Genomic DNA, 22611 nt, shown 5'->3' on the forward strand with positions numbered 1-22611 from the left:
TTTTTTCTCTTTAATCTATTGAAATGGGGCTTTTATCTCCCAAAAGCAGGGGTTTGTGTAAAAAAGTGGTTGCGTGTGGTTTTGAGGTGCATCTTTACAGAAAATTAATCACAACGATAATCACAATAATTATATACATCATATTATGAAAGCTCAACACACAAATACTTCAGCTAAACTTTCTAAAAAAACAGTTTTTGTTTATAAAAACATCAAAGCTCAAAATAACTACGCAACTAGTCCAACCGGAGATCAGAGCCATAGTGCAATGACAAGTTTTATCATGGAATTTTAATTTCCATAATTACCTTAATTTAATAATTATATCATCATATTTAATATTTTAATACCATGAAAACTCAAAATACTACAAAACTTGCTAAGAAAACTGTTTTTGTTTATAAAAACATCAAAGCTCAGAATGCTTATTCAACCAATCCAACAGGAGATCAGAGCCACACTGTAATGACAAGTTTTATCATGGAGTTTCCAAACTAATTATTATTAACCGGATCGATGTGACCTCATTTACTGGTTCCGGTTCGATTTGAGTAAACTGCTCTGAACATAGGTAAAGAAAGCTTCTTTATAGCCTTCGCCAATCTGTATCATTTCATTGTTTACTAAACGGATAATATTTCCATCTACCTTTTTAATTGCTGATTTAGCAACAATATTTGATTTATTAACCCTTATAAATGCATGAGTTTCTAAGGCTTTTTCAATCTCTTTTAATGTAAGATAGGTAGTATGGGTTTCAGATTTGGTGATAATCTGGATATAATTTTGTAAAGCTTTAATATAAAGTATTTCATCAATTGCAATATTTGAAAAAGCATATTTATGATCGCCTTTGATATAAAGCGCAGCCGCCTGCTCTGTTTCTTTCGTAGTAACTTTAGTATTGTTGGCCTCTTTCTTTAAAATGCGATCAATGCCCAGCGCAAATTTTGCAAACGAAATGGGTTTAAGCAGATACTGATCAGATTGTACGTCGAATGCCTGAAGGGCATAATCTGGATGGGCCGTGGTAAAAATCAAATATTTTGCTTTTTCCCTGATGTTTTTGGCAAGTTCTAAACCATTAATGCCAGGCATATCGATATCCATAAACAATAAATCAATCTCATCGTCGATGCTGATCTCCATAAGTGCCTGCACTGGGCTGGTAAAGGTCTTAAAAATGGTTAGCCCCGGCATTTCTGCAATATGGTCAGTTAGCACCTCAATTGCATGTTGCTCGTCGTCTATAACAACGCATTTTAGATTCATGATTTTAAATATGTTTGTTTTGATTTGATTTGAATGCAAGTTAAATAAAAATGAATTGATTTAGCAAATGGGCTAAAAAAAATCTTGAATCCCTTTCATCTAAAAAACCTACCGGTTTCGTGTAATATTCTACGGGGTTGATGTAAAAAAATTACACAGCACACTTCTTTTTGTAATCTTTAAACTGTTTGCCAAAAACAAAACAATCAGGGAGTTAAAAGCCCCGGATTAAAATTAAACATCTACCTGCCCATTATTGTGTAGCCTGTGGATAAGAAAATAAAAACAGGCCATACAACACTGGGTTACAGATTTTACTAAAATTTAAAAAAGAAGAAATACCGAAAAATAAGAAATATTCCCCTACATCTATCTACCTCCAAAATGAAACACAACGAATACGAGTACTTACTTAACAAAATTTACTACAAGGGGATTCTTAAAAGCCAGGGAATCAACGCTGATATGTATCAGAGAATGCAAAACGAATACAGCAACTTGGACGTGCCAAGTCTTGTAAACGGAAAGCTAGATAGCGATTATGCATTCAGAAAATCTTTTTTGGTTGTTCGCAACTACGTTCAGCAAGCCATTAAAGACGGATTAAAAAGCTTTCAGTTTAGCATGAAAGCAACTGATATTAACAAGTTGACTTATATGGTAGATATGCTGAACAGGAACTTTTTTGACAAACAAAGTTTAGATCAGATCATTATCACAGCAAATTCGGTATTTAACCAGTATAATTTAAAAAACTAACCTAAAAAAGATATATAACATGGAATTAAAAGACGAAATAGGGCAATTTGCCGTAAGAATCAAGAAAATGCTTCCACAAGTTCAATCTGAAGATTTAACCAGGAATGCTTTGGTAATGCCTTTTATCCAAATCTTAGGATTTGACCCTTCTGAGGTTCAGTCTGAAGCGGTATTAGATTTTGGGGTTAAAAAGAGCAAAAAAGTGGATTATACCATCATGAAAGATGGCGAACCTACAATTTTGGTAGAATGCAAACACCATAACGACAATTTGGATATCCACGATTCGCGTTTATCTAAGTATTTCCGTAAAACAAAAGCTAAATACGGTTTATTAACCAATGGTTTAGTGTACCGTTTTTACACAGAGAAAATGGTGAGATCAAAGAAAAACCAGGAGCCTTTGTTCGAGTTTAAAATCACAGATACTAAAGCAGCTACCATTGCAAAAATGATCGAAGAACACAAAGATTACTTCAATGTAGATCATAAAGCTACATTAGCAAGCTAAAAATATCTTTCAGCGAATTAATTTCCTGAATGCCTTAAAAGAGTCCCGGTCTAATGATTGGGACTTTTTTTATGCAAGAAAGGCGTGAATCGGTTAATTGTTTAAATCGGTTAATCGTGAACAGCTGCATTCAAGCTGAGCTATTAAATAGCAAGCTAATGGAAGATAAATGTACATCTATCGCCAAACACCAACCCCTTCGCGCAAAAAAAGAGGATGTCTGGATTTTCTCCAAACACCCTCAGTTCAGTTATTTGTGATAACCTGATTAAATCAGTTCTACACTTCTGCTTACAAATGCAGTTAATTCTGCACCGGTTAACATGCCTTGCGCCAAAAGCGCTAAATCGATCGCTTGTTTAGCTAAAGTGCTTTGTTCTGCTTCATCAGCGTTTAAAATCTTGCTGATTAATTTGTGGTTTCCGTTAATGGCAACCTTATAGTTATCTGGCATCTGTCCATAAAAACCCATTCCACCGCCCATTGCAGCCATATCTTTCATACGGCGCATAAATTCATCCATGGTGATGGTTACAGGAAGTTCTTCAGGATGTAAAGCCACAATTTCTACCTGCATACCCGGTTTGGTAATTGCTTTTTCGAAAATTGTAGTTACTTCTTTTACCTGATCTTCAGTTAAAACGTGCTCATTTTGCTCGTCTTTCTCAATTAGTTTATCCGCAACGCTGGAATCGACACGTTTAATTGAAGTTTTCTCCAGTTTCTGCTCTAACTGATTGATAAAGTGGTTGTCAATCGGCGAATCCAGCACTAAAACATCGTAATCTTTTTTATTGGCCGATTGGATAAATGCATCCTGTTTTGAAGCATCGTTAGTGTATAAATAAACCACTGTACCGTTTTTGTCGGTTTGTAATGGAGATACTTTTTCTTTATATTCAGGAAGAGTGAAAAGTTCGTTTTTAGTGTTTCCAACCAGCGCAAAATCTTTGGCTTTATCGTAAAATTTCTCTTCGCTGATCATACCGTATTTTACAAAAAGACCAATGTCTTTCCATTTATCTTCGTAAGCTTTACGGTCTTTAGCAAATAATTCAGCTAATTTATCAGCAACTTTTTTGGTAATGTAGTTATTGATCTTTTTAACGTTGCTATCAGCTTGTAAGAAACTACGTGATACGTTTAACGGAATATCCGGCGAATCGATTACACCATGCAATAACATTAAAAACTCAGGTACAATATCTTTAACCTCGTCGGTAATGAAAACCTGGCGTGAGTAAAGCTTGATTTTGTTGCGTTGCATTTCAAAGTCGTTTTTCAACTTAGGGAAATACAATACACCGGTTAAATTAAACGGATAATCAACATTCAGGTGGATCCAGAACAATGGCTCTTCGCTAAATGGATATAATTCGCGGTAAAAACTTAAATAATCCTCATCTGACAAATCTGCAGGAGCTTTTGTCCAGATTGGGTTAGTCGTATTGATAATGTTATCAACCTCAACATCATTATATTTTGCTTTACCTTCTTCGTCAACACCATCTTCAACAGATTCGGTTTTAGTACCAAACTTAATCGGAACAGGTAAAAATTTAGCGTATTTATCTAATATTTCCTGAAGTTTGCTTTGTTCTAAAAACTCTTCAGAATCTTTGTTTACGTGAAGAATAATATCGGTACCTCTGGTTGTTTTAGTGCCTTCAGTAATCTCGAATTCAGTACTTCCGTCGCAAACCCAACGTGCAGGTTCTGCGCCATCCTGGTAAGATAAAGTCTGGATTTCAACCAAATCAGCCACCATAAATGCCGAGTAGAAACCTAAACCGAATTTACCGATGATCTCGTTGGCATCTTTAGCATCTTTAAATTTCTCTACAAACTCACTCGCACCGGAAAATGCAACCTGGTTAATGTACTTTTTAATTTCTTCGGCAGTCATTCCCAAACCATTATCGCTAATGGTAATGGTTTTGGCTTCCTTATCAACAGCAACCTGTACCAGCGGTGCGCCAACTTCTCCGTTAAACTGACCTAATGAACCTAATCTTTTGATTTTCTGAACTGCATCTACCGCGTTAGAAACCAATTCACGAAGAAAAATTTCGTTATCAGAGTATAAAAACTTCTTAATTATCGGGAAGATGTTCTCGGTATGTATCGAGATATTTCCTTTTTCCTGTATGCTCATACGTAAATAAATTGTTTAAATCTACATCGAGCATAACAAGGGTTGTTCCAAAAGGATTTATTTGACAAAATGACAGGAAAGGATGGGGAATGGAAGATGGAAAAGGGATGATGGAGGGGGAAAATTGAAGCAAATGAAAATAGGATGTGGTTTTCCGGAACCATTTTTATAAACTATTGTCATTTCGTAAAATGCTACGCAGCCGAGAACCCGAAGGCTCCGCGAAGCAAAATCTGCCTCGAGCTAGATCTCTCCGTTCCGCTTCACTTCAGTCGAGATGACGACTATTTTTTCGGTGGTTGTGTCCTCCGTTCCGCGGTCTGTGTCTCTGATACCGGGGTCTGTGTCCCCACAGACCACTTAGTATCCAACATCATGTAAAAGATCTGTGTTTATCTGTGTGAATCTGTGGTTAAATACCCTCGTTTTACTATTCCGGTGTTTTAAGGCCCTAAAATATAATATCCTTATTGTTCCTCACCATAAGCCAGTTCAATATCAATAAACTGGATAATCAGCGAGCAAACATTACCTTCAACATCAAAACCATAATAAACAGGGTAGGTACCATCACCAAAACCACTCTGAAAAAATGGAATATGATAATCCGTTCCGGGGATTTTCCAGTTGATCCAGTCGCCGGCTTCGCGCTGATAAATTGGATTTTCTGCGTAATTAGCGGCAAAAAGGATCGCGAAATAATCATCATACAAGTTTTTGCCCGGATTTTCGCTATGGAATTTATCCTGAAAAACACAAAAATTTTTTAGTGTTTCTTTATCCAGAACACAACCTAAACCAGCGTCTACATTAAAGCCGAAAAATTCACCTTCATTAAAATCAATAAGGTCTTCGGTTCCGATTAATGCCTCTTCAAATCTAATGGCATCATAAGCGGTAAACTGAACCTTAACTGCGGCATAACGGGCACAATCATCATCATTATCATCGGGTACCACTACGGCCGCTGTAACAGGAAATTCGCCTGTTGGCACTTTAATCAGGTAAGGTTCGGCGTCTTTTTGAATGTAAACCAAAGGATCGCGTACCAGAATATCGCCGGTTGGGATAGAAACACTTCCGAGTTCAAGATGGTCGATTGTTTTGCCTGCTACTGTTGTTTCTTCGAAATAATCGTTAAGGTTATTTGGACAAGCCAACAGGTTGCGTTTTTCATTCCAGGTTTTTAACCACGTTTCACTTGGTTTCATGACAGTAATTTTTGTTTACAGATAGATTTGCTATAAAAATAAAAAAGCCAGATAGATTTAAGGTCTTTCTGGCTAATATTTTAATCCGGATGGAAATTAATTCAAATGAAAACTTGGTTTATCTTCTTCCAGTGAAAGGATTTTTGAAATCTTTTTAAGCAGCACGTCCATTTGGAAAGGCTTTGATAAGAAATCATCCTGACCATAATTCAAGGTGGTAAAATCTTTTGGATCGTATAAGCCTGAAATCAACAAAATCGGAATTTTAGAGGTGCTTTCGATTGATTTTAACTGTTCGCATAATACACGCCCGTCAATATGGCCAAGAGAAATATCGAGCAAAATTAAATCCGGGTTAAAATTTTCAATCCTGTTGAAAATTTCTTCACCATCACTAAGTGCCGAGACCTTAAAGCCTCCGATTTCCAGTATCAATTGTATGGTTTCTAAAACCTCAATATCATCGTCTACTACCAGTATTCTCTTCATATGTGCTAGCAATTTAAATGCTATTAAAAATATAACAATGGTTTGTGTTGTTATGTTTACAATCTTAAGAATATTTTAACAATAAATTTATAATTGCCCGAAAATAGATTTCAGCTTTAACTGGCCTGCTGTACAATACCTTCTTTTTGCAAGATAAAATTGAATAGTTCTTCAATTGGTTTTTGTAGGATTTTTCCTGGCTCGATGCCGTTTTCAAGTAATACCGGAATCAATGAATCCTGATAGTAATATGCTATTGAGCCAACAAAATGGCATGGAACACTTTTGTGTTTCGGGTAATCTTTAACATTGGTATCCACAAATTCCTGAAAACCTGTGCGAAGAATATCCTGAATAAAGGGATGGTCCTTATGGTTGGCCATGAAACGGCTAAACCCTGCTAAATAAATATTTGGAAAAGGTTTTTGGTAAACATTTGTAATAATCTGTTCCTTTTCGAAAGGGAAAGTTTTTTTAAACTCTGCCGCTAAATTTGCCGGCATTTTATTGTACAAATAGCTTAGTAACACTTTTTTACCAAAAAAAGTACCAGATCCTTCATCGCCCAGTACATAACCCAAACCGTGGTGACCATCGTGGATTTTCTTGCCGTCAAAATAACAGATGTTCGATCCTGTACCTAAAATGCAGTTTAAGCCCTCGGCATTTCCGCAGGTGGCATATACAGAGCCTAAAAGATCATGATCTACAGAGATAAAAGCATTTTCAAAAACAGCCGATAAGCCATTGGAAACCACTTCGTGTTTATCAGGTGAGGAACAACCCGCTCCAAAAAAGTAGATTTCCTTAACCTCACTGGCATATTGGATCAACGATTCATTTTTGGTTATCAGTTTGGTAATTTCCTGCTCACTTAAGAAATAAGGGTTTATTCCGGGAGTGCTAAATTTAATGGTTTCGCCATTATGATAGCCCATCCAATCAGTTTTTGATGAGCCACTATCTGCAACAAGTATCATGGATTAAATATAAAAATTAATTACAGAATTTCCTGATTGCAATAATTTCTTTACTTCTGTTAAACCGTTTTAGTAATTATAATAATTAATGAAAAAAGTAATTTCCCGATTATCAATGCTTTGCAAATTTAACATGATCAACCAATTTTAATTAACATTAATGGCTTGACATTGGAATATCTCTGCCATAATCTTTAATATAACGAATGGCACTTTTTATTTCACAATCAGTAAGTGTATCCATTCTAGATGTTTTGAATGCTCCTTCCTTACTATAATCTCCTTTATGCTTTTTAGTAAAGGCATAATCAACTAGTTTTAAACTATCCATTGCGGACAATTCACCAAATGTTGGGATATTATTATCTAGCCTTTCGTTTGTTCTAAGGTGGCAATCATAGCAACTAAGATTAGATACAATTTGATGGGCATCATATTTGTAATAATTACAGGTCTCAGTAGATATCTTGGTCATATTTTTGCCCCTCTTCTCTGCATTTTTGCAATTGAAAAATATTAAGACTAATAAACTACCTAAACTTAGCTTTATTATATTTGAAACCATTGGCTTAGCTATGGATTATATAATACAATATCTCTTCCATAATCTTTGATATAGCGAATCACGCTTTTTATTTCACAATCAGTCAGGGTATCCATTCTAGCCGTTTTAAATGTTCCATTTTTACTATACCAACCTTTGTGTTTTTTTTTAAAGACATAATCAATCAGCTTTAAGCTATCCATTTTAGCTAACCCTCCAAATGTCGCCCATCCTCGATCATCTTTGATTTCCATATCACTTAACAAATGACAGTTCTTGCAACCGAGATTAGATATGGTTTGACCAGCATCGTACCTGTAATATTTACAAGCATCGATAGGACTTACCTTCACATTAATTTTATTATTATCTGCATTTTGGCAGCTAAAGTATACTAAAAGTATGCTGCCTAAACTTAGCTTTATTATATTAGAAACCATTAGAAGGATTATTGGCTAGGCATAGGTGGTAAATCCCTATTATAATCTTTTATATAACGTATGGCGCTTTTTATTTCACAATCGCTCAATGTATCCATTTTCACAGTTTTGAAGGTCCCATTTTTACTATACCAGCCTTTATGCTTCTTTGTAAAAGCATAATCAATTAGTTTTAAGCTATCCATTGCAGATAGTTCTTTAAATGTTGGCATCTCGTACCATCTTTCACCGTTCTTTACATGACAGTTATAGCACCCAAGATCGGAAACGATATGACGAGCATCGTATCTGTAATATCTACAAGTGTCAATTGGTTTTTTTTGAGCAACATTGGTAACATTATTTGGCTCACTTCTACATGCCAACATCAAAAAAATTAATAAGCTACCCAAGCTTAGCCTTATTGTATTTGAAACCATTGGTTGGATTGTTTAAAAAAGTTCTTAATCGTGTTACTGTATTAAGGCTTGCATTTTTATAATTTTTCTTAGTCAGGTTGTTAGCTCCTCCTAAAATATATTCCATCATATCTCCTTTCTCTCTCTCAGATATTGATTGACCAGCATTATCCCCTAAATGGTACATTAATCTATTCTTCTTATCACCATCTTCAATATCAGCCAAACCCAAAGTATGAAAAAACTCATGAACCCCAAAGTTTTTATTTTTTAGCCATCCATTGTAACTCACCACAGCCGGGCCACCTTCACCTTGTGTAAGCCCTGCAGCACTTTGGGGCCTTCCATATTGATCTATATGCTGGTATCCAATACTATCTACCACGGCTAATACGAAATCGTTTCCCTTTAACTGGTTTAACATGTTGATTTGTATTACATTTACCGTAAAGTTGAAATGATAACGGATAGAGTAAGTCCAGGTTTTACTGGTATCGAATGCTCTTTTTACAGGATTGTACTTTAAAACGCTAACTCCACTTTTATACCCACCACCCCGTAATTTACTCGAAATTACCTGTTGCGTAAAAGTCATCAGGCTGTTTAAATTTGGAGCACCGTTGGTAGTTAAATCCAATACTTTTAGGGTAATGGTAAAATCGCCATAGAGGCTGAGTTCGCCGTTGCCATTATCGCTAATGTGCAGGTTTTTGGCTACAATGCCGCCGGTTAAAGGTTGGTTCTGCAATATTGCAAAACGCATTTTAAGTATATTGACTAATCCATTTTCCATATTATTAACAAATAATTGCTCAACAGGGAAAATTGGGCTTCAAATTTTTGGTTTTGAATTGTTCTTTTAGGGATAAAACAACAATGATCTTAACCAGGCATTAAATTAATAATAACAAACAAAAAAAACAATAATCAGCTATAGTTTTAATTGCCAGCTTGCAACAGCTAACAGAATGATGAATTGGCCACACTAATGACCAATGACCAATGACCAATGACCAATGAACCAATAAAACTATTTCGATAAATCTATATTCCCGCTAATTGCTTTTAAGTTGGTTTCGGCAATTTTGGCCTGATATTGCATTTCGATAAAACGGTTTTGGGCATCAATGGCATTGCGTTGCGCTTCCCTAAGTTCTAAAGGTGCGATGCTCCCCAAACGGTATTTTGCAAGGGTAATGTCGAGGTTTTCTTTTGCAATATCTACATTCCGTTGTTCTAACTTGATCAGGTCGAGATAGGTACTGTAATTTTCGTAAGCGGTGAGCAATTGCGAATTTACATCGAGTTTGGTTTTGCTGAGCGTAAGGGCCGAATTATCGATTTCTATCTTTGCATTTCGCTCATTTTGCCTTTGTAAAAAGCCATTAAATAGATTAATGCTGGCGGTTACACCATAAGTAAATCCGTTGGCTGCAAATTTCTGGTTAAAACCCGTTGGACTGGTGCTGTTTGCCCTGCTATATCCCGAATTTAAACTAATTGCAGGATACCTTGCGCCACGGATCGATTTTAAGTTTAATGAAGCAATCCGCTGGTTTATAAAGGCATTCTGCACATTCGGATTTTGTTGTTCGGCCAGTTCGGCCATTTTGCTATATAAAATTCCTTTATCTACATCAATGTTGCTATCTACTGTAAATGTCGTGCCAATATCCCTAACCATCAGCTGGTTTAAACGTACTTTAGCTACTTGTAAGGCATTTTTAGTCTGCAGGTAATTTGAAGTATCGGTATTATAATCTACCTGTGCGGTCAATACATCAAGTTTAGAACCCCTGCCCAATTGCAATTTGGTTTTGGCAATATTGGTGCGTAAAACGGACACATCCATCGCACTATCTGCGGCAATAACTAACTGTTGTTGCCTCACCACGTCATAATAAGCAGTAATTACATCAGCAACGGTTGTTAAAATGGTTAAGCGCGAATTAAGTTCGCCCTGCTTTTGCAACTCCTTTAAACGGTCGTAATTGGCAAACATGCTAAAACCATCAAAAATGGTCCAGTTTAAATCGGCACCGTAACTGTTGTTAGTACTCTTTGCGCCAGTAATTACGCGATCGGGGCCGGTTGCAGGGGTTTGACGGGTATTCTGGATACTTCCGCCATTGGTGTAATTCCCGGTTAAATTGGGCAACATGCCCGCATTACCGATATTGGCGTTATTTTTTGCAATATCGATCTGGTTTTTGCTGATTTTGATGTCGTAATTATTCTGTAAGGCAATGGTAATGGCCTCTTGTAAGCTTAATTTCTCTTGCGCAAAGCCCGAAATCGACAGGCTTAGCAACAGGATCAATATTTTAAATTTCTTGCTCATCTTATTCTTCTGTGTGTAAAGCTTCTTGTTCAAAACGATGGGCTTCTTTTAATTCTTTATTCGGTTTGTATGGTTTTGCCCAGTAAGAGTAAATGGCCGGGATTACAAATAAGGTTAATACCAGCGAGAATAATGTTCCGCCTACAATTACGGTTCCCATACTCATTCTGCTTTTTGCAGCGGCACCTAAAGCGAGTGCGATTGGTAAAGCGCCAATAGCAATGGCCAAACTGGTCATTAAAATCGGGCGCAAACGCGAAACAGCAGCTTCGCGGATGGCTTCAGGAATGGCAATTCCCTTTTCTTTTAACTGGTTGGCAAACTCAACAATCAGGATACCGTTTTTGGTTACTAAACCAATTAACATAATGGTACCAATCTGACTGAAAATATTCCAGCTCTGGCCACATAACCATAGCGATAAAAATGCACCTGCAACGGCCATTGGTACGGTTAAAATGATGATAATCGGATCTTTAAAACTCTCAAACTGTGCAGAAAGGATTAAATAAACGAGCAGGAGGGCTAAACCGAATGCAAAAAAGGTGTTTGATGAACTTTCTTTAAAATCCCGCGATTCTCCGCTTAAATCAGTAGAAAAAGTTTCGTCCAGCACTTTCTTAGAAATGGCATCCATGGCATCAATACCTTCGCCGATACTTTTTCCGGGGGCTAAACCTGCTGAAACGGTGGCGGCGATGAAACGGTTGTTCCGGTATAATTGCGGTGGACTGCTTTCTTCTTTAGCGGTTACTACGTTATCGAGCTGAACCAGTTCGCCTTTATCGTTTCGCACATAAACCGAACTCAGATCTAACGGATCTTTTCTGTCGCCGCGGTCAAACTGACCAATTACCTGATATTGTTTTCCGTTCATAAAAAAGTACGAAAACCTTTGTCCACTTAAACCTAAGTTTAAAGTCTGGGCGATAGCAGAAATGGATACACCTAAGTTTTTAGCCTTATCACGGTCGATGGTCAGGTTGATTTCGGGTTTGTTAAATTTCAGGTTTACATCCGAAACGGTAAAAGTTGGATCTTTCGAAACCGCATCCATAAACAAAGGAATTTTCTCCCTCAGCTTTTCAAAATTCTGTGCCTGAATAATATAACTGATCGGTAAACCACCACGGCGCCCAACTGAAATGGTAGGTTGCTGACTTACAATGGTTTTGCCTTCAGTGTATTTTTTGGTCACCCGCGTCAGCATATCGGCAATGTCCTTTTGTGAACGTTCACGATCTTCCGGATTTACCAAACCCATCCTCACGAGACCGGAGTTAACTGAGCCCGATCCGCCAAAACCAGGAGAGGTAATGGTGATATTTACATTTTTCTCAGGGACTGAATCAATTACCAACTGGTTCAGTTTCATAATAAACTGATCGGTATAGGTAAAAGAAGCACCTTCGGGCGTAGTTACGTTGATGTTAACAGCGCTTCTGTCATCATATGGAGCGGTTTCTTTTGGTAAAATCTTCCAGAATAAGAAAATTAAACCCATACACACCAGAATAATCGGAATGGAAAGCCATCTTTTATCTAAAAATTTGTTCAGGTTCGATTGATAAGCGTCATTTAACTTTACGAAATATGGTTCTGTCCAATTGTAAAACCTGGAGGGTTTGTGTCCGCCTTTTTTCATCAGGTAGGCATTTAACATCGGCGTTAAGGTTAAAGATACAAAAGCCGATACCAATACAGCCGCACCGATTACCACGCCAAATTCCCTGAACAAACGGCCCACAAAACCTTGTAAGAAAATTACGGGCAGGAATACCGCTGCAAGGGTAATGGAGATGGAAATTACCGCAAAAAAGATTTCATTTGATCCTTTAATAGCGGCTTCGAATGGCGACATGCCCTCTTCAACCTTTTTAAAGATATTTTCGGTTACCACAATACCATCATCCACCACCAAACCGGTGGCGAGTACAATAGCCAGCAAACTCAATACGTTTATCGAGAAACCGAAAGCATACATGATAAAAAAAGTGAAAACCAATGATACCGGAATATCGATTAATGGCCTGAATGCGATTGCCCAATCCCTAAAGAAAAGGTAAATGATCAGGATTACCAAAACCAGCGATAAACCGATAGTTTCAGCCACCTCAGTTACCGAACGTTTAATAAATAAGGTATTATCTAAGGCAACTTTCAGTTTAATATCCTGAGGGATATCAGCTTTTAATTTATCGAAACGTTTATAAAACTCTTTACTGATATCGAGATAGTTGGCGCCGGGCTGTGGAATAATGGCAATGGCCACCATCGGCCTGCCTGATTCGCGCAAAATAGTTTCCTCATTCTCCGGACCTAAAACCGCATAACCCACATCTTTTAATTTAATTACCTGGTTGCTGTCTGTTTTCAGGATCAGGTTGTTAAACTGATTTTCGTCGGTTAATTTTCCAAGGGTTTTTACCGTTAACTCAGTGGTTGCCCCGGTGATTTTTCCTGACGGGAGCTCCACGTTTTCATTATCCAATGCGGTTACAATATCCTGCGAGGTTAATCCGTAAGCGCTCAGTTTATTCGGGTCCATCCAGATCCGCATGGCATATTTCCGCTGGCCCTGAATCTGCACACTACTTACCCCCGGAATGGTCTGGATACGATCGGCGATTACGTTTTCAGCATAATCACTTAAAGCCAGCGTATTCCGTTTATCACTCTGGATCGTCATCGATAGAATCGGATCGGAGTTGGCATCGGCCTTGCTTACCACCGGTAAACCGTCGATATCTTTTGGTAAAGTACGGGCGGCCTGCGATACCTTATCGCGTACGTCGTTCGCAGCCTCTTCAATATTTTTATCGAGGTTAAACTCGATGGTGATGTTACTGGTACCCTGGTTACTTGAGGAAGAAATATTCCTGATTCCGTCAATGGCATTGATCGATTTTTCCAAAGGTTCGGTAATCTGCGATTCAATGATATCCGAATTTGCACCCGGATAAGATGTTCTCACCGAAACTACCGTAGGATCAATTGACGGATATTCTCTTACACCCAAAAAGGTATAGCCGATTATCCCGAAAAGGACAATCAGTAAGTTCATCACAATGGCCAGAACAGGCCTTTTTATACTCGTGGTGGAGATACTCATAATTATTCTTTAACCAAATGAACTTTTACAGGAGCATCTTTCTTTAAAGCCATCGATCCGGTGGTTAAAACCGTATCGCCAACTTTTAATCCGGAAGTAATCACAATGTTTTCGTCGGTACGGGTGCCGGCTTCAACCTTTACCTCCTGCGCTTTGCCATTTTTCTGGATATACACAATTTTGCCTTTTAAAACCGGCACTACTGCTTCATTAGGAATCAGAATCGCATTCTGAAGCGTATTCAAAGCCAGTTTAATTTTGGCGAAAGATCCTGGTAACAATGCGTTATCAGCATTTGGGGCTAAAGCCCTGATCTGTAATGTACGCGTAGTAGCGTTAATTCCCGGCTCTATGGCATAAACTTTTCCTTTATTTTCTTTTGAAGAACCATCGGTAGTGAAGGTAATTTCGGAATTAATTTTTATCTGCCCTGCATATTTCTCAGGAACGGAAAAAGTAACCTTAACCGGATTGGTGCTTACCAGATTGGCAATTACTGTTGCCGGGGTTAAATAAGTACCCGCAGAAATGCTGCGTAAACCTACACGACCTGTAAAAGGAGCGCGGATAGTGGTTTTGGCAAGCTGTGCCCTGATTAATTGTGCCTGTGCCTGCAATGATTTTAAATCGGCTAAAGAAGTATCGTATTCTTCCTGACTGATGGCGCCTTTGGCCAAAAGCTGTTTTGCCCGGTTTTCGTTGGTGCCGGAAAGTTTTTGTTTGGTTAATGCATCCTGCAACTGTGCCTGTATATCCCTATCGTTTACTTTTACTAAAACGCTTCCTTTCGATACCGTTGTGCCTTCCTGAAAAAAGATGCCGGTTACCAATCCCGATACTTCACTTTTAAGCACCACTGATTCGTTGGCATCAATAGCGCCAGTAACTTCAAGATCGTTATCAAATGAAGTTGTTTTTACTACAATTCCATCAACCACCAGTGGCGCCGATTTACCATCTTTACCACCTGATTTCCCTTTTCCTGCCCCTGCAGCAGATGCCCCGCCTTTTCCTTCGAGTTTCTTGTTAGCGTTAATTCTGTAATAGACTAAATAAGCCAGGCCTATGGCTAAAACAGCATAGATAATATACCTTTTCTTCATGTTTATATTTGTGTCGTGCGTATTCCGGATATTAAAATAAGATTAATGTTCCAGAATTAGAGCGTAAAAATATTCAAATAGTTTAGTCCTAAATTTGTTGTATTAAGGATGTTACAGCTTTGAGTTCGGAGTTGGCAGTTTTCAGTTTGGAGTTAATCAACCTGAGAATACAATCTAATTAGTCTTTAAATCCCCTTAACTAAGTTAGAGATGAGAAAGTCAATTGATTTCTAGGTTGAGATTGACTAAAAAACCATCAACCATTAACCATCAACCAATCTGGGGGAAACAACTATTTTACACCACATTTAGCTATTTTGTTCCAAAACATCACCAATAAATATAAATTTGTGGCAAAACACCCTCAATATGTTTAATAAAAAATCAATTTTAAGTTTAGTTTTACTACTAACGTGTATTATGGCAGCGAAGGCGCAGGTAAAAATAGGCTTTGAGGTTTCTTTTAAAGAACCGCAGGCACACTATGCTGAAGTGCAGATGAATATTTCTGGCTTGGCAAAAGATTATGTAGATGTAAAAATGCCGGTATGGACGCCAGGTTCTTATCTGGTACGTGAATTTGAAAAAAGCGTAGAAGAATTTAAAGCTACTGCCGGTGGTAAAACCGTGAAAGTAGAAAAGGTTAGAAAAAACACCTGGAGGATTTTCTCTGCAAAGGCAGCCAATATCCAGATCAATTACCGTGTTTATGCTTTCGAAATTTCAGTGCGTACGCCGTTTATTGACGAATCGCATGCATTTTTATCTCCAACAGGGATTTTTATGCATCCTGATGGCATGATTAAATCGCCAAGTACGGTAAAAATTATTCCTTTTAATACCTGGAGCAAAGTTTCAACCGGTTTAACTCCTGTTGCCGGCGAACAGTTTACCTATAAAGCTACCGATTTTGACATTCTTTACGATAGCCCTATCGAAGTAGGAAACCAGGATGTTTTCGAATTTACCGCAGCAGGCGTTCGCCACGAAGTAGCCATGTATGGTGGTGGTAACTACGATAAGGAGAAACTTAAGGTAGATATGGCCAAAATTGTAGAAAAGGAGACTGAGGTTTATGGCGAAAATCCAAATAAACACTATGTTTTTATTGTACACAACTTTTTAAGAGGTGGCGGCGGTTTGGAGCATTTAAACTCTACCACTTTGGGCGCAACCAGAAATGCATACAATACTGCAGAAGGTTATAAAGGATTTTTGAGCCTGGTGGCACATGAATATCACCACCTGTGGAATGTTAAACGTTTACGCCCTGTGGCTTTAGGTCCGTTTGATTACGACAACGAAAATTATACCACCAACCTTTGGGTAGCAGAAGGATTCACTTCATACTACGAGAATAAATACATCCATAGGGCTGGTTTTACCGATATAAATGAGTTTTTGAAAGATCTTGCCAGCGGTGTAGGTACCGTTTTAAATACGCCCGGAGCCAAATATCAATCGGCAGCTTCATCAAGTTACGATGCATGGATTATCGGTTACCGTCCGAATGAAAATTCAAAAAACAATTCCATCTCTTATTATAATAAAGGAGAAGTAATTGGTATTTTGATGGATTTAGAAATCATCAACGCCACAAAAGGCACCAAAAGTTTGGATGATGTAATGAAAGCCATGTACTTACAGTGCAAAACCTTAAAACGTGGTTATACCGATGCGGAGTTTAAAGCTATGGTAGAAAAAATATCGGGCATCAGTTTTACCAGTTTCTGGGCAAAATATGTTAATGGGGTAGATGATGTAGAGTATGTAAAATACTTTGCTTATGCCGGTGTAGATGTATCAACAGAAAATGCTACGCCAGGCAAACCGGTTACCGGAGCTTCCGGACAGTTAACCAATGATGGTTTGGTGATTTCTTCTACCACAAGAAATTCTGCAGCCTGGGTTAGCGGGTTAAACGTAAATGATGTGGTACTCAGTTTAGATGATACCTCATTAAGCGATGCATTATCAACCGTAAGGTTAAAAAGCCCGATGATTTCTTTAGATGTTATCCCTTTGGTAGCCAAAAAGAATATCGGTGATGTTTTGAAAGTAAAAGTTAAACGCGATGGACTTGAAAAAGAAATCTCTTTAACCTTAAAAGAAAACCCGAATGTGCGCTTAAAAGCAACCGTTAACGAAAATGCAACTCCTGCACAAAAAGCAGTACTCGCTAAATGGACCGGAAAGTAAGGTTTAAATACAAGCAAAATAAAAAAGATCCCGTTAGCACAACGGGATCTTTTTTTTGATATTTGTTATGTTAATATCAAACCATGATAAAATATCCTGTGTTCATTTTATGCCTTTTAAGCTTGTTCTTTTTAAAGGGTAAGCAGTGTTTTGCACAGCAAACCCCTTGTAAAGGCTATTATGACAAGGAATTGAGGCTATTTGTTTATACAGAAGTTGATAAGATGCCAGAATATCCTGGGGGAATTGCTAAATTTTATAAATTTATTGGAAGTGTGCCGTTGAAAGGAGTTGATAACGAATTATTGCAATCAACTATTTTTCCAACTTTTGTGATTGATGCTTCAGGTCATGTAAAAGGCATTGGCATTTACCAGAAACTACCTAAAGATTATACACAGCTGGATCGTAACATGATTAAATTATTAAAAACCTGCGCCGATTGGGAACCAGCAGAATGTAACAATAAAAAAGTAGCAATGAGCTTTAGATCACGCATCACCTTGTGTTACCAGTAATTTAAATATTATAACATAATTTAGACTGTCTACATAAACAAAATCCCGCAAGATAAATTTCTTACGGGATTTTTTATGTTCGCTTTGCGCTCAGCGCCATGCGCTTTGCCTAGAAAGTATATCTAAAGCCTAAACCAAATCTTCCGGCGTTAAAATCGCTGTCGTTACTGCCGATGTATAATCTTGGTCTCCAGTCTAAAGCCAATGCCAAAGGCGCACCTGAGAATTTATAATCCAAACCCACCATTGGCACTAAGTAGAAGCTAGAGCCACCATCATACAATTGAACTGATGGACCACCACCTAAATACCAATCTAATCCTTTTGCTCCGGGGATTGAAGAATTGTATTGAAGAAAAGCCTGGATTACAGTAGAATTTCCACCAAATAAAACATCGCCCTGAATAGCTGCTTTTGAGCTGAAGTGGTGTCTGATTGAAGGACCAACCAACGTAGCACCATCTCCAAAATCAATACCTAAACCTAGTCCGGTTTTATAATTTTGAGCTTTAACGTTTGTTGTACTAAAGGCAAATAATGCAATGCAACCTAAAATTGTAAATAACTTTTTCATAATTTAAATGTTTTTGTAAAATAATACCTGCCTAACAACTTTGATGCCGATTATGTTTTTTGGGTCAAAATCTGAAAGGATAAAAAACAATGCTTGCATAGTAATTTTCTAATTGCTAAGTTTATTTAAATATTTTTTGACAGGCATAAGTACAGCGGTTTCTTAATTGCGAGGTATTATTTTTATTAAAAACACACATAGACATCAATCTTTAAGATTGAATTTTTAACTTAACCAAATATTATACAATTCATATGGCGGCAGAAATTAAACGGGTTTTTGATCTTTTGAAATACAGCCTCGAAAATCCAAAGCAAGAGTTCATCAGCGGAAAAGTTAATGGAAAATGGATAAATTATAGTACAGCTGATTTTTGTGATGCAGTAGATCACCTTAGCCGTGGATTGATTAAACAAGGCATTGCCAAAGGGGGCAGGGTAGCGGTAATGTCGCACAACAGGCCCGAATGGAATATTGCAGATTTTGCAGCCAACCAGATCGGCGCCTATCAGATTCCCTTATACCCCACACTTGCCGAACACGATATCGAATTTATTTTAAAAGATGCCGAAATTTCGATCATTTTCGTAGCCGACGAAGAACTGTATAAAAAGATAAAGCCCTGTGCTGATGCCATAAAACCTGATATTAAGATTTACAGCTTTAATGAAATTCCTGAAGCCGATAACTGGAACACATTAATCGAATTGGGCAAAGCCAGTACCGATATCAATCTGGATGAATACCGTGCTAAAGTTGCTCCAGAAGATATTTTAACTTTAATTTACACTTCCGGTACTACAGGTACGCCAAAAGGGGTGATGCTCACCCATAATAATCTGGTGGCAAACTTTGTAAATTCAGCGGTAGTAATGCCAGAGGGGGTTAAAAAAGGACTTAGCTTTTTGCCGCTTTCACACATTTTTGAGCGGATGATCATTTATTTATACCTGTTTAACTATACCGCTATTTACTATGCCGAAAGTATGGATACCATTGTGGCCGATATTCAGCATGTAAAACCTAATGCATTTTCTACCGTTCCGCGTTTACTCGAAAAAGTGTACGATAAGATTATGGAGAAAGGGAAAGCACTAACAGGGATTAAAAAAGGCATTTTCTTCTGGTCTGTAGCACTGGCAGAAAAATATACCGTTAATGCCGGAGGATGGTACAACTTTAAACTCGGCATTGCCCGTAAACTCGTTTTTAAAAAATGGCAGGAAGCACTTGGAGGAGAAATTGTAGTGATTGTTTCAGGTGGAGCAGCACTAAATCCACGCCTGGCCAGGATTTTCTGGGCAGCGGGAATGCCTGTTTTCGAAGGATATGGCTTAACCGAAACTTCACCGGTAATTACCGTTAACCATTTCGGAGGAACGATGTTCGGAACTGTTGGTGAAGTAATAAAAGGAGTAGAAGTTAAAATTGCAGAAGATGGCGAAGTGTTAACCCGAGGTCACCAGGTAATGAAAGGTTATTACAACCGACCTGATTTAACTGACGAAGCGGTTGGTAAAGATGGCTGGTTCCACACCGGAGATATCGGTGAACTGGTTGATGGCCGTTTCTTAAAAATTACCGACCGTAAAAAAGAAATGTTTAAAACAGCAGGTGGTAAATACGTGGCACCACAGATGCTGGAGAATAAATATAAAGAATCGATCTTTATCGAACAGATTATGGTATTGGGCGAAAACAGAAAATTCCCATCAGCATTAATCGTCCCAAATTTCGAAACCTTAAAAACCTGGGCAGGTAGAAAAGGAATTGCTTTTACCACCAACGAAGAGATTATTAAAAACGAACAGGTGCTTGCCAAATATAATGAGGTTATCGAAGCTGCAAATGTGGGTTTCGGTAAGTGGGAACAGGTAAAAAGATTTGCGCTTTTGCCAAAAGAATGGAGCATAGATGGAGGCGAACTTACCCCAAAATTAAGCTTAAAAAGAAAAGTGATTACCGAGAAAAACAATGAGGTGATCGAAAAAATATACAAGGATGCAGAAAACTATAAAGCCCCTCATTAAATTTAAAAATTCATTCGCTTCCATAATCCTGCTGGTATTATTGGCTGGTTGTGTAACCGGACAGCTGGGTAAAAATAATAGTGGTGAATATAAAAACGGGATGGTGGTTTCTGCCCATCCCGAAGCATCGCAGGTTGGGATAGATATTTTAAAAAAGGGCGGCAATGCCATTGATGCAGCTGTTGCGGTACAATTTGCCCTCGCCGTGGTTTATCCCAATGCCGGGAATATTGGTGGCGGTGGTTTTATGGTTTACCGTGGTGCAAACGGCGAAATTAATGCGCTGGATTTTCGCGAAAAAGCTGCCGCATCTGCCAGCAGGGATATGTACCTCGATGCCGCCGGCAACCCGATTGTAGATAAAAGCCTTTACGGCCATTTAGCCGCCGGAGTTCCCGGATCGGTTGATGGTATGGTAGAAGCGCATAAAAAATATGGAAAACTTTCCTGGGCGCAGGTATTGCAACCGGCAATAGACCTGGCACAACATGGTTTCAAAATTACCAAACGCCAGGCAGGAGAGTTGAACAGTTTACACCGGAAATTTATGGATTTCAATCCTGGTGGAACAGCCTTTGTAAACCTTGAAAGTACCTGGCAGGAAAATGATGTGCTCGTGCAAAAAGAACTGGCCAATACTTTAAAACTCGTTCAGGAGAAAGGCAGGGCCGGTTTTTACGAAGGTGCGGTGGCTGATTCGGTTGTTGCCGAAATGCAGCGCGGTAAAGGATTAATCACAAAGGAAGATTTAAAAAATTATCATTCAGCCTGGCGCAAACCCATTACAGGTAACTACAGGGGTTATAAAATTATTACCATGCCGCCAACATCAAGCGGTGGTATTGCCCTGGTGCAACTGTTGCAAAGTGTAGAAAAATTTCCCCTAAAAAAGTGGGGTCATAATGCAGATTCTACAGTACAGGTAATTGTAGAAGCCGAAAGAAGGGTATATGCCGACCGGGCAACACATTTGGGTGATCCCGATTTTTATGCCGTGCCACAACAACAGCTTTTGAATGCCGATTACAACAAAAACCGTATGGCAAACTTTAACTGGGCTGCGGCCACTCCAAGCAGTGAAGTAATGGCTGGAGAGGTAAAAGGTACAGAACACGAAGAAACCACACATTTTTCTATTGTAGACCGTGATGGAAATGCGGTTTCGATTACCACAACCTTAAACGGGTCTTATGGATCCCTGGTGACTGTAAAAGGCGCAGGCTTTCTGTTAAACAACGAAATGGACGATTTTTCGGTTAAACCCGGTGCTCCGAATATGTACGGTTTAGTGGGTGGCGAAGCCAATGCCATTGCCCCAAATAAAAGGATGTTAAGCTCTATGACGCCCAGTATTGTAGAGAAAGATGGGAAATTATTTATGGTGGTGGGAACACCAGGTGGATCAACTATTATTACTTCTGTATTCCAAACCATTATAAATGTAATCGATTTCGACATGTCTATGCAAGAGGCTGTAGCGGCAAAGAAATTCCACCATCAATGGCTACCCGATGAAGTATATGTAGAAAAAGATGCAATCGACAGCCTGTCGACAGAAAAATTAAAAGCAAAAGGTTATAAAATAGTTCCACGGGGGCCAATAGGCAGGGTTGATGCCATCTTAAAAACCAAATGGGGCAACTATCAGGGCGGCGCTGATCCACGCGGTGATGATAAGGCTGTCGGCTGGTAATCGCTTCAATTTTTCCATCTTCACTTTAACCGGTCTGATAAATTCTTTGGGTGAGGTAGCGAACGTATAATTAAGTCATAAATCAGATGTTATAGCACTCATGAGTTTTTATGTGTAGGTATAATCAGACTTTGTGGTAAGAAATTTAATTGGTGCAAATTTTGATAACATGTCTCTAAAAAAAATGACATAGATTATTAATTAAGCAGCATGTTTAAGAATAACTGGTAATTATTACTTGAAAATGGCTTTTTTGTACATTTATGATCTTAAAAACACCTT

Annotated in this window: 21 protein-coding genes; 8 read left to right on the forward strand and 13 right to left on the reverse strand. The window is 38.3% G+C overall.

Annotated features, from left to right (window positions below):
- Positions 1 to 145 precede the first annotated feature (145 nt).
- Both ABD769_RS17100 and ABD769_RS17105 read left to right on the forward strand, forming a co-directional pair.
- Positions 146 to 295, forward strand: coding sequence for a hypothetical protein (locus tag ABD769_RS17100; protein ID WP_162799937.1), 150 nt, complete (start codon positions 146 to 148; stop codon positions 293 to 295).
- Between the two features lie 56 nt (positions 296 to 351).
- A complete protein-coding gene (locus tag ABD769_RS17105) occupies positions 352 to 498 on the forward strand; it encodes a hypothetical protein (protein ID WP_162799938.1) in 147 nt (48 codons plus the stop codon).
- A 30-nt stretch (positions 499 to 528) separates the two neighbouring features.
- Here the strand turns inward: ABD769_RS17105 and ABD769_RS17110 are convergent, their stop codons facing one another.
- Positions 529 to 1272 (reverse strand): LytR/AlgR family response regulator transcription factor, encoded by a 744-nt coding sequence (locus ABD769_RS17110; protein ID WP_344852608.1) that lies wholly within the window; start codon positions 1270 to 1272, stop codon positions 529 to 531.
- A 384-nt stretch (positions 1273 to 1656) separates the two neighbouring features.
- On the opposite strand from ABD769_RS17110, the gene ABD769_RS17115 reads away from it, so the two are divergent.
- Together ABD769_RS17115 and ABD769_RS17120 are read left to right on the forward strand one after the other, a co-directional pair.
- Positions 1657 to 2031, forward strand: a complete 375-nt coding sequence (locus ABD769_RS17115; protein ID WP_344852609.1) for a hypothetical protein — start codon at positions 1657 to 1659, stop codon at positions 2029 to 2031.
- A 19-nt stretch (positions 2032 to 2050) separates the two neighbouring features.
- A complete protein-coding gene (locus ABD769_RS17120) occupies positions 2051 to 2542 on the forward strand; it encodes a type I restriction enzyme HsdR N-terminal domain-containing protein (RefSeq protein WP_344852610.1) in 492 nt (163 codons plus the stop codon).
- A 268-nt stretch (positions 2543 to 2810) separates the two neighbouring features.
- Here the strand turns inward: ABD769_RS17120 and htpG are convergent, their stop codons facing one another.
- The 11 genes from htpG to ABD769_RS17175 form a co-directional block, all read right to left on the reverse strand.
- Entirely contained in the window at positions 2811 to 4697 is a 1887-nt protein-coding gene (gene htpG / locus ABD769_RS17125) for a molecular chaperone HtpG (RefSeq protein ID WP_344852611.1), read from the reverse strand.
- A 467-nt stretch (positions 4698 to 5164) separates the two neighbouring features.
- The gene (locus ABD769_RS17130) at positions 5165 to 5908 is read right to left on the reverse strand and encodes a DUF4241 domain-containing protein (RefSeq protein ID WP_344852612.1); all 744 of its coding nucleotides are present in this window, start codon (positions 5906 to 5908) and stop codon (positions 5165 to 5167) included.
- 96 nt (positions 5909 to 6004) lie between these two features.
- Complete coding sequence (locus ABD769_RS17135; protein ID WP_025144091.1) at positions 6005 to 6397, reverse strand: response regulator; 393 nt, start codon at positions 6395 to 6397, stop codon at positions 6005 to 6007.
- Positions 6398 to 6513: 116 nt separating this feature from the next.
- Positions 6514 to 7377, reverse strand: a complete 864-nt coding sequence (locus ABD769_RS17140) for an N-acetylglucosamine kinase (RefSeq protein ID WP_344852613.1) — start codon at positions 7375 to 7377, stop codon at positions 6514 to 6516.
- Positions 7378 to 7534: 157 nt separating this feature from the next.
- A complete protein-coding gene (locus tag ABD769_RS17145; RefSeq protein WP_344852614.1) occupies positions 7535 to 7852 on the reverse strand; it encodes a hypothetical protein in 318 nt (105 codons plus the stop codon).
- Between the two features lie 98 nt (positions 7853 to 7950).
- Positions 7951 to 8361, reverse strand: a complete 411-nt coding sequence (locus ABD769_RS17150; protein WP_344852615.1) for a c-type cytochrome — start codon at positions 8359 to 8361, stop codon at positions 7951 to 7953.
- Between the two features lie 8 nt (positions 8362 to 8369).
- The gene (locus ABD769_RS17155; RefSeq protein WP_344852616.1) at positions 8370 to 8780 is read right to left on the reverse strand and encodes a c-type cytochrome; all 411 of its coding nucleotides are present in this window, start codon (positions 8778 to 8780) and stop codon (positions 8370 to 8372) included.
- Positions 8746 to 9552, reverse strand: coding sequence for a hypothetical protein (locus ABD769_RS17160; protein ID WP_344852617.1), 807 nt, complete (start codon positions 9550 to 9552; stop codon positions 8746 to 8748). Before ABD769_RS17160 ends, ABD769_RS17155 begins: the two co-directional genes overlap by 35 nt.
- Before the next feature lie 237 nt (positions 9553 to 9789).
- Positions 9790 to 11100, reverse strand: coding sequence for a TolC family protein (locus ABD769_RS17165; RefSeq protein ID WP_344852618.1), 1311 nt, complete (start codon positions 11098 to 11100; stop codon positions 9790 to 9792).
- Between the two features lies 1 nt (position 11101).
- Positions 11102 to 14212 (reverse strand): efflux RND transporter permease subunit, encoded by a 3111-nt coding sequence (locus ABD769_RS17170; RefSeq protein WP_344852619.1) that lies wholly within the window; start codon positions 14210 to 14212, stop codon positions 11102 to 11104.
- Between the two features lie 2 nt (positions 14213 to 14214).
- Complete coding sequence (locus tag ABD769_RS17175; protein WP_344852620.1) at positions 14215 to 15315, reverse strand: efflux RND transporter periplasmic adaptor subunit; 1101 nt, start codon at positions 15313 to 15315, stop codon at positions 14215 to 14217.
- A 369-nt stretch (positions 15316 to 15684) separates the two neighbouring features.
- Here ABD769_RS17175 and ABD769_RS17180 point away from each other — a divergent pair, with 369 nt between their 5' ends.
- Both ABD769_RS17180 and ABD769_RS17185 read left to right on the forward strand, forming a co-directional pair.
- Complete coding sequence (locus ABD769_RS17180) at positions 15685 to 17514, forward strand: M61 family metallopeptidase (protein WP_344852621.1); 1830 nt, start codon at positions 15685 to 15687, stop codon at positions 17512 to 17514.
- A 122-nt stretch (positions 17515 to 17636) separates the two neighbouring features.
- On the forward strand, positions 17637 to 18032 hold the full coding sequence (locus ABD769_RS17185; protein WP_344852622.1) for a hypothetical protein: 396 nt from the start codon (positions 17637 to 17639) through the stop codon (positions 18030 to 18032).
- 109 nt (positions 18033 to 18141) lie between these two features.
- Here the strand turns inward: ABD769_RS17185 and ABD769_RS17190 are convergent, their stop codons facing one another.
- Positions 18142 to 18606 carry a hypothetical protein gene (locus tag ABD769_RS17190; protein ID WP_344852623.1) on the reverse strand — a complete coding sequence of 155 codons (465 nt, stop codon included), beginning with the start codon at positions 18604 to 18606 and terminating at the stop codon, positions 18142 to 18144.
- Between the two features lie 254 nt (positions 18607 to 18860).
- Between ABD769_RS17190 and ABD769_RS17195 the strand changes: the two genes are divergently transcribed.
- Both ABD769_RS17195 and ggt read left to right on the forward strand, forming a co-directional pair.
- Positions 18861 to 20636 carry an AMP-dependent synthetase/ligase gene (locus ABD769_RS17195; RefSeq protein WP_344852624.1) on the forward strand — a complete coding sequence of 592 codons (1776 nt, stop codon included), beginning with the start codon at positions 18861 to 18863 and terminating at the stop codon, positions 20634 to 20636.
- Entirely contained in the window at positions 20608 to 22329 is a 1722-nt protein-coding gene (ggt, locus tag ABD769_RS17200) for a gamma-glutamyltransferase (protein ID WP_344852625.1), read from the forward strand. The genes ABD769_RS17195 and ggt overlap by 29 nt, the downstream gene beginning before the upstream one ends.
- Positions 22330 to 22611: the final 282 nt, after the last annotated feature.

The organism is Pedobacter jeongneungensis (genome assembly GCF_039538295.1).
Classification (GTDB): domain Bacteria; phylum Bacteroidota; class Bacteroidia; order Sphingobacteriales; family Sphingobacteriaceae; genus Pedobacter; species Pedobacter jeongneungensis.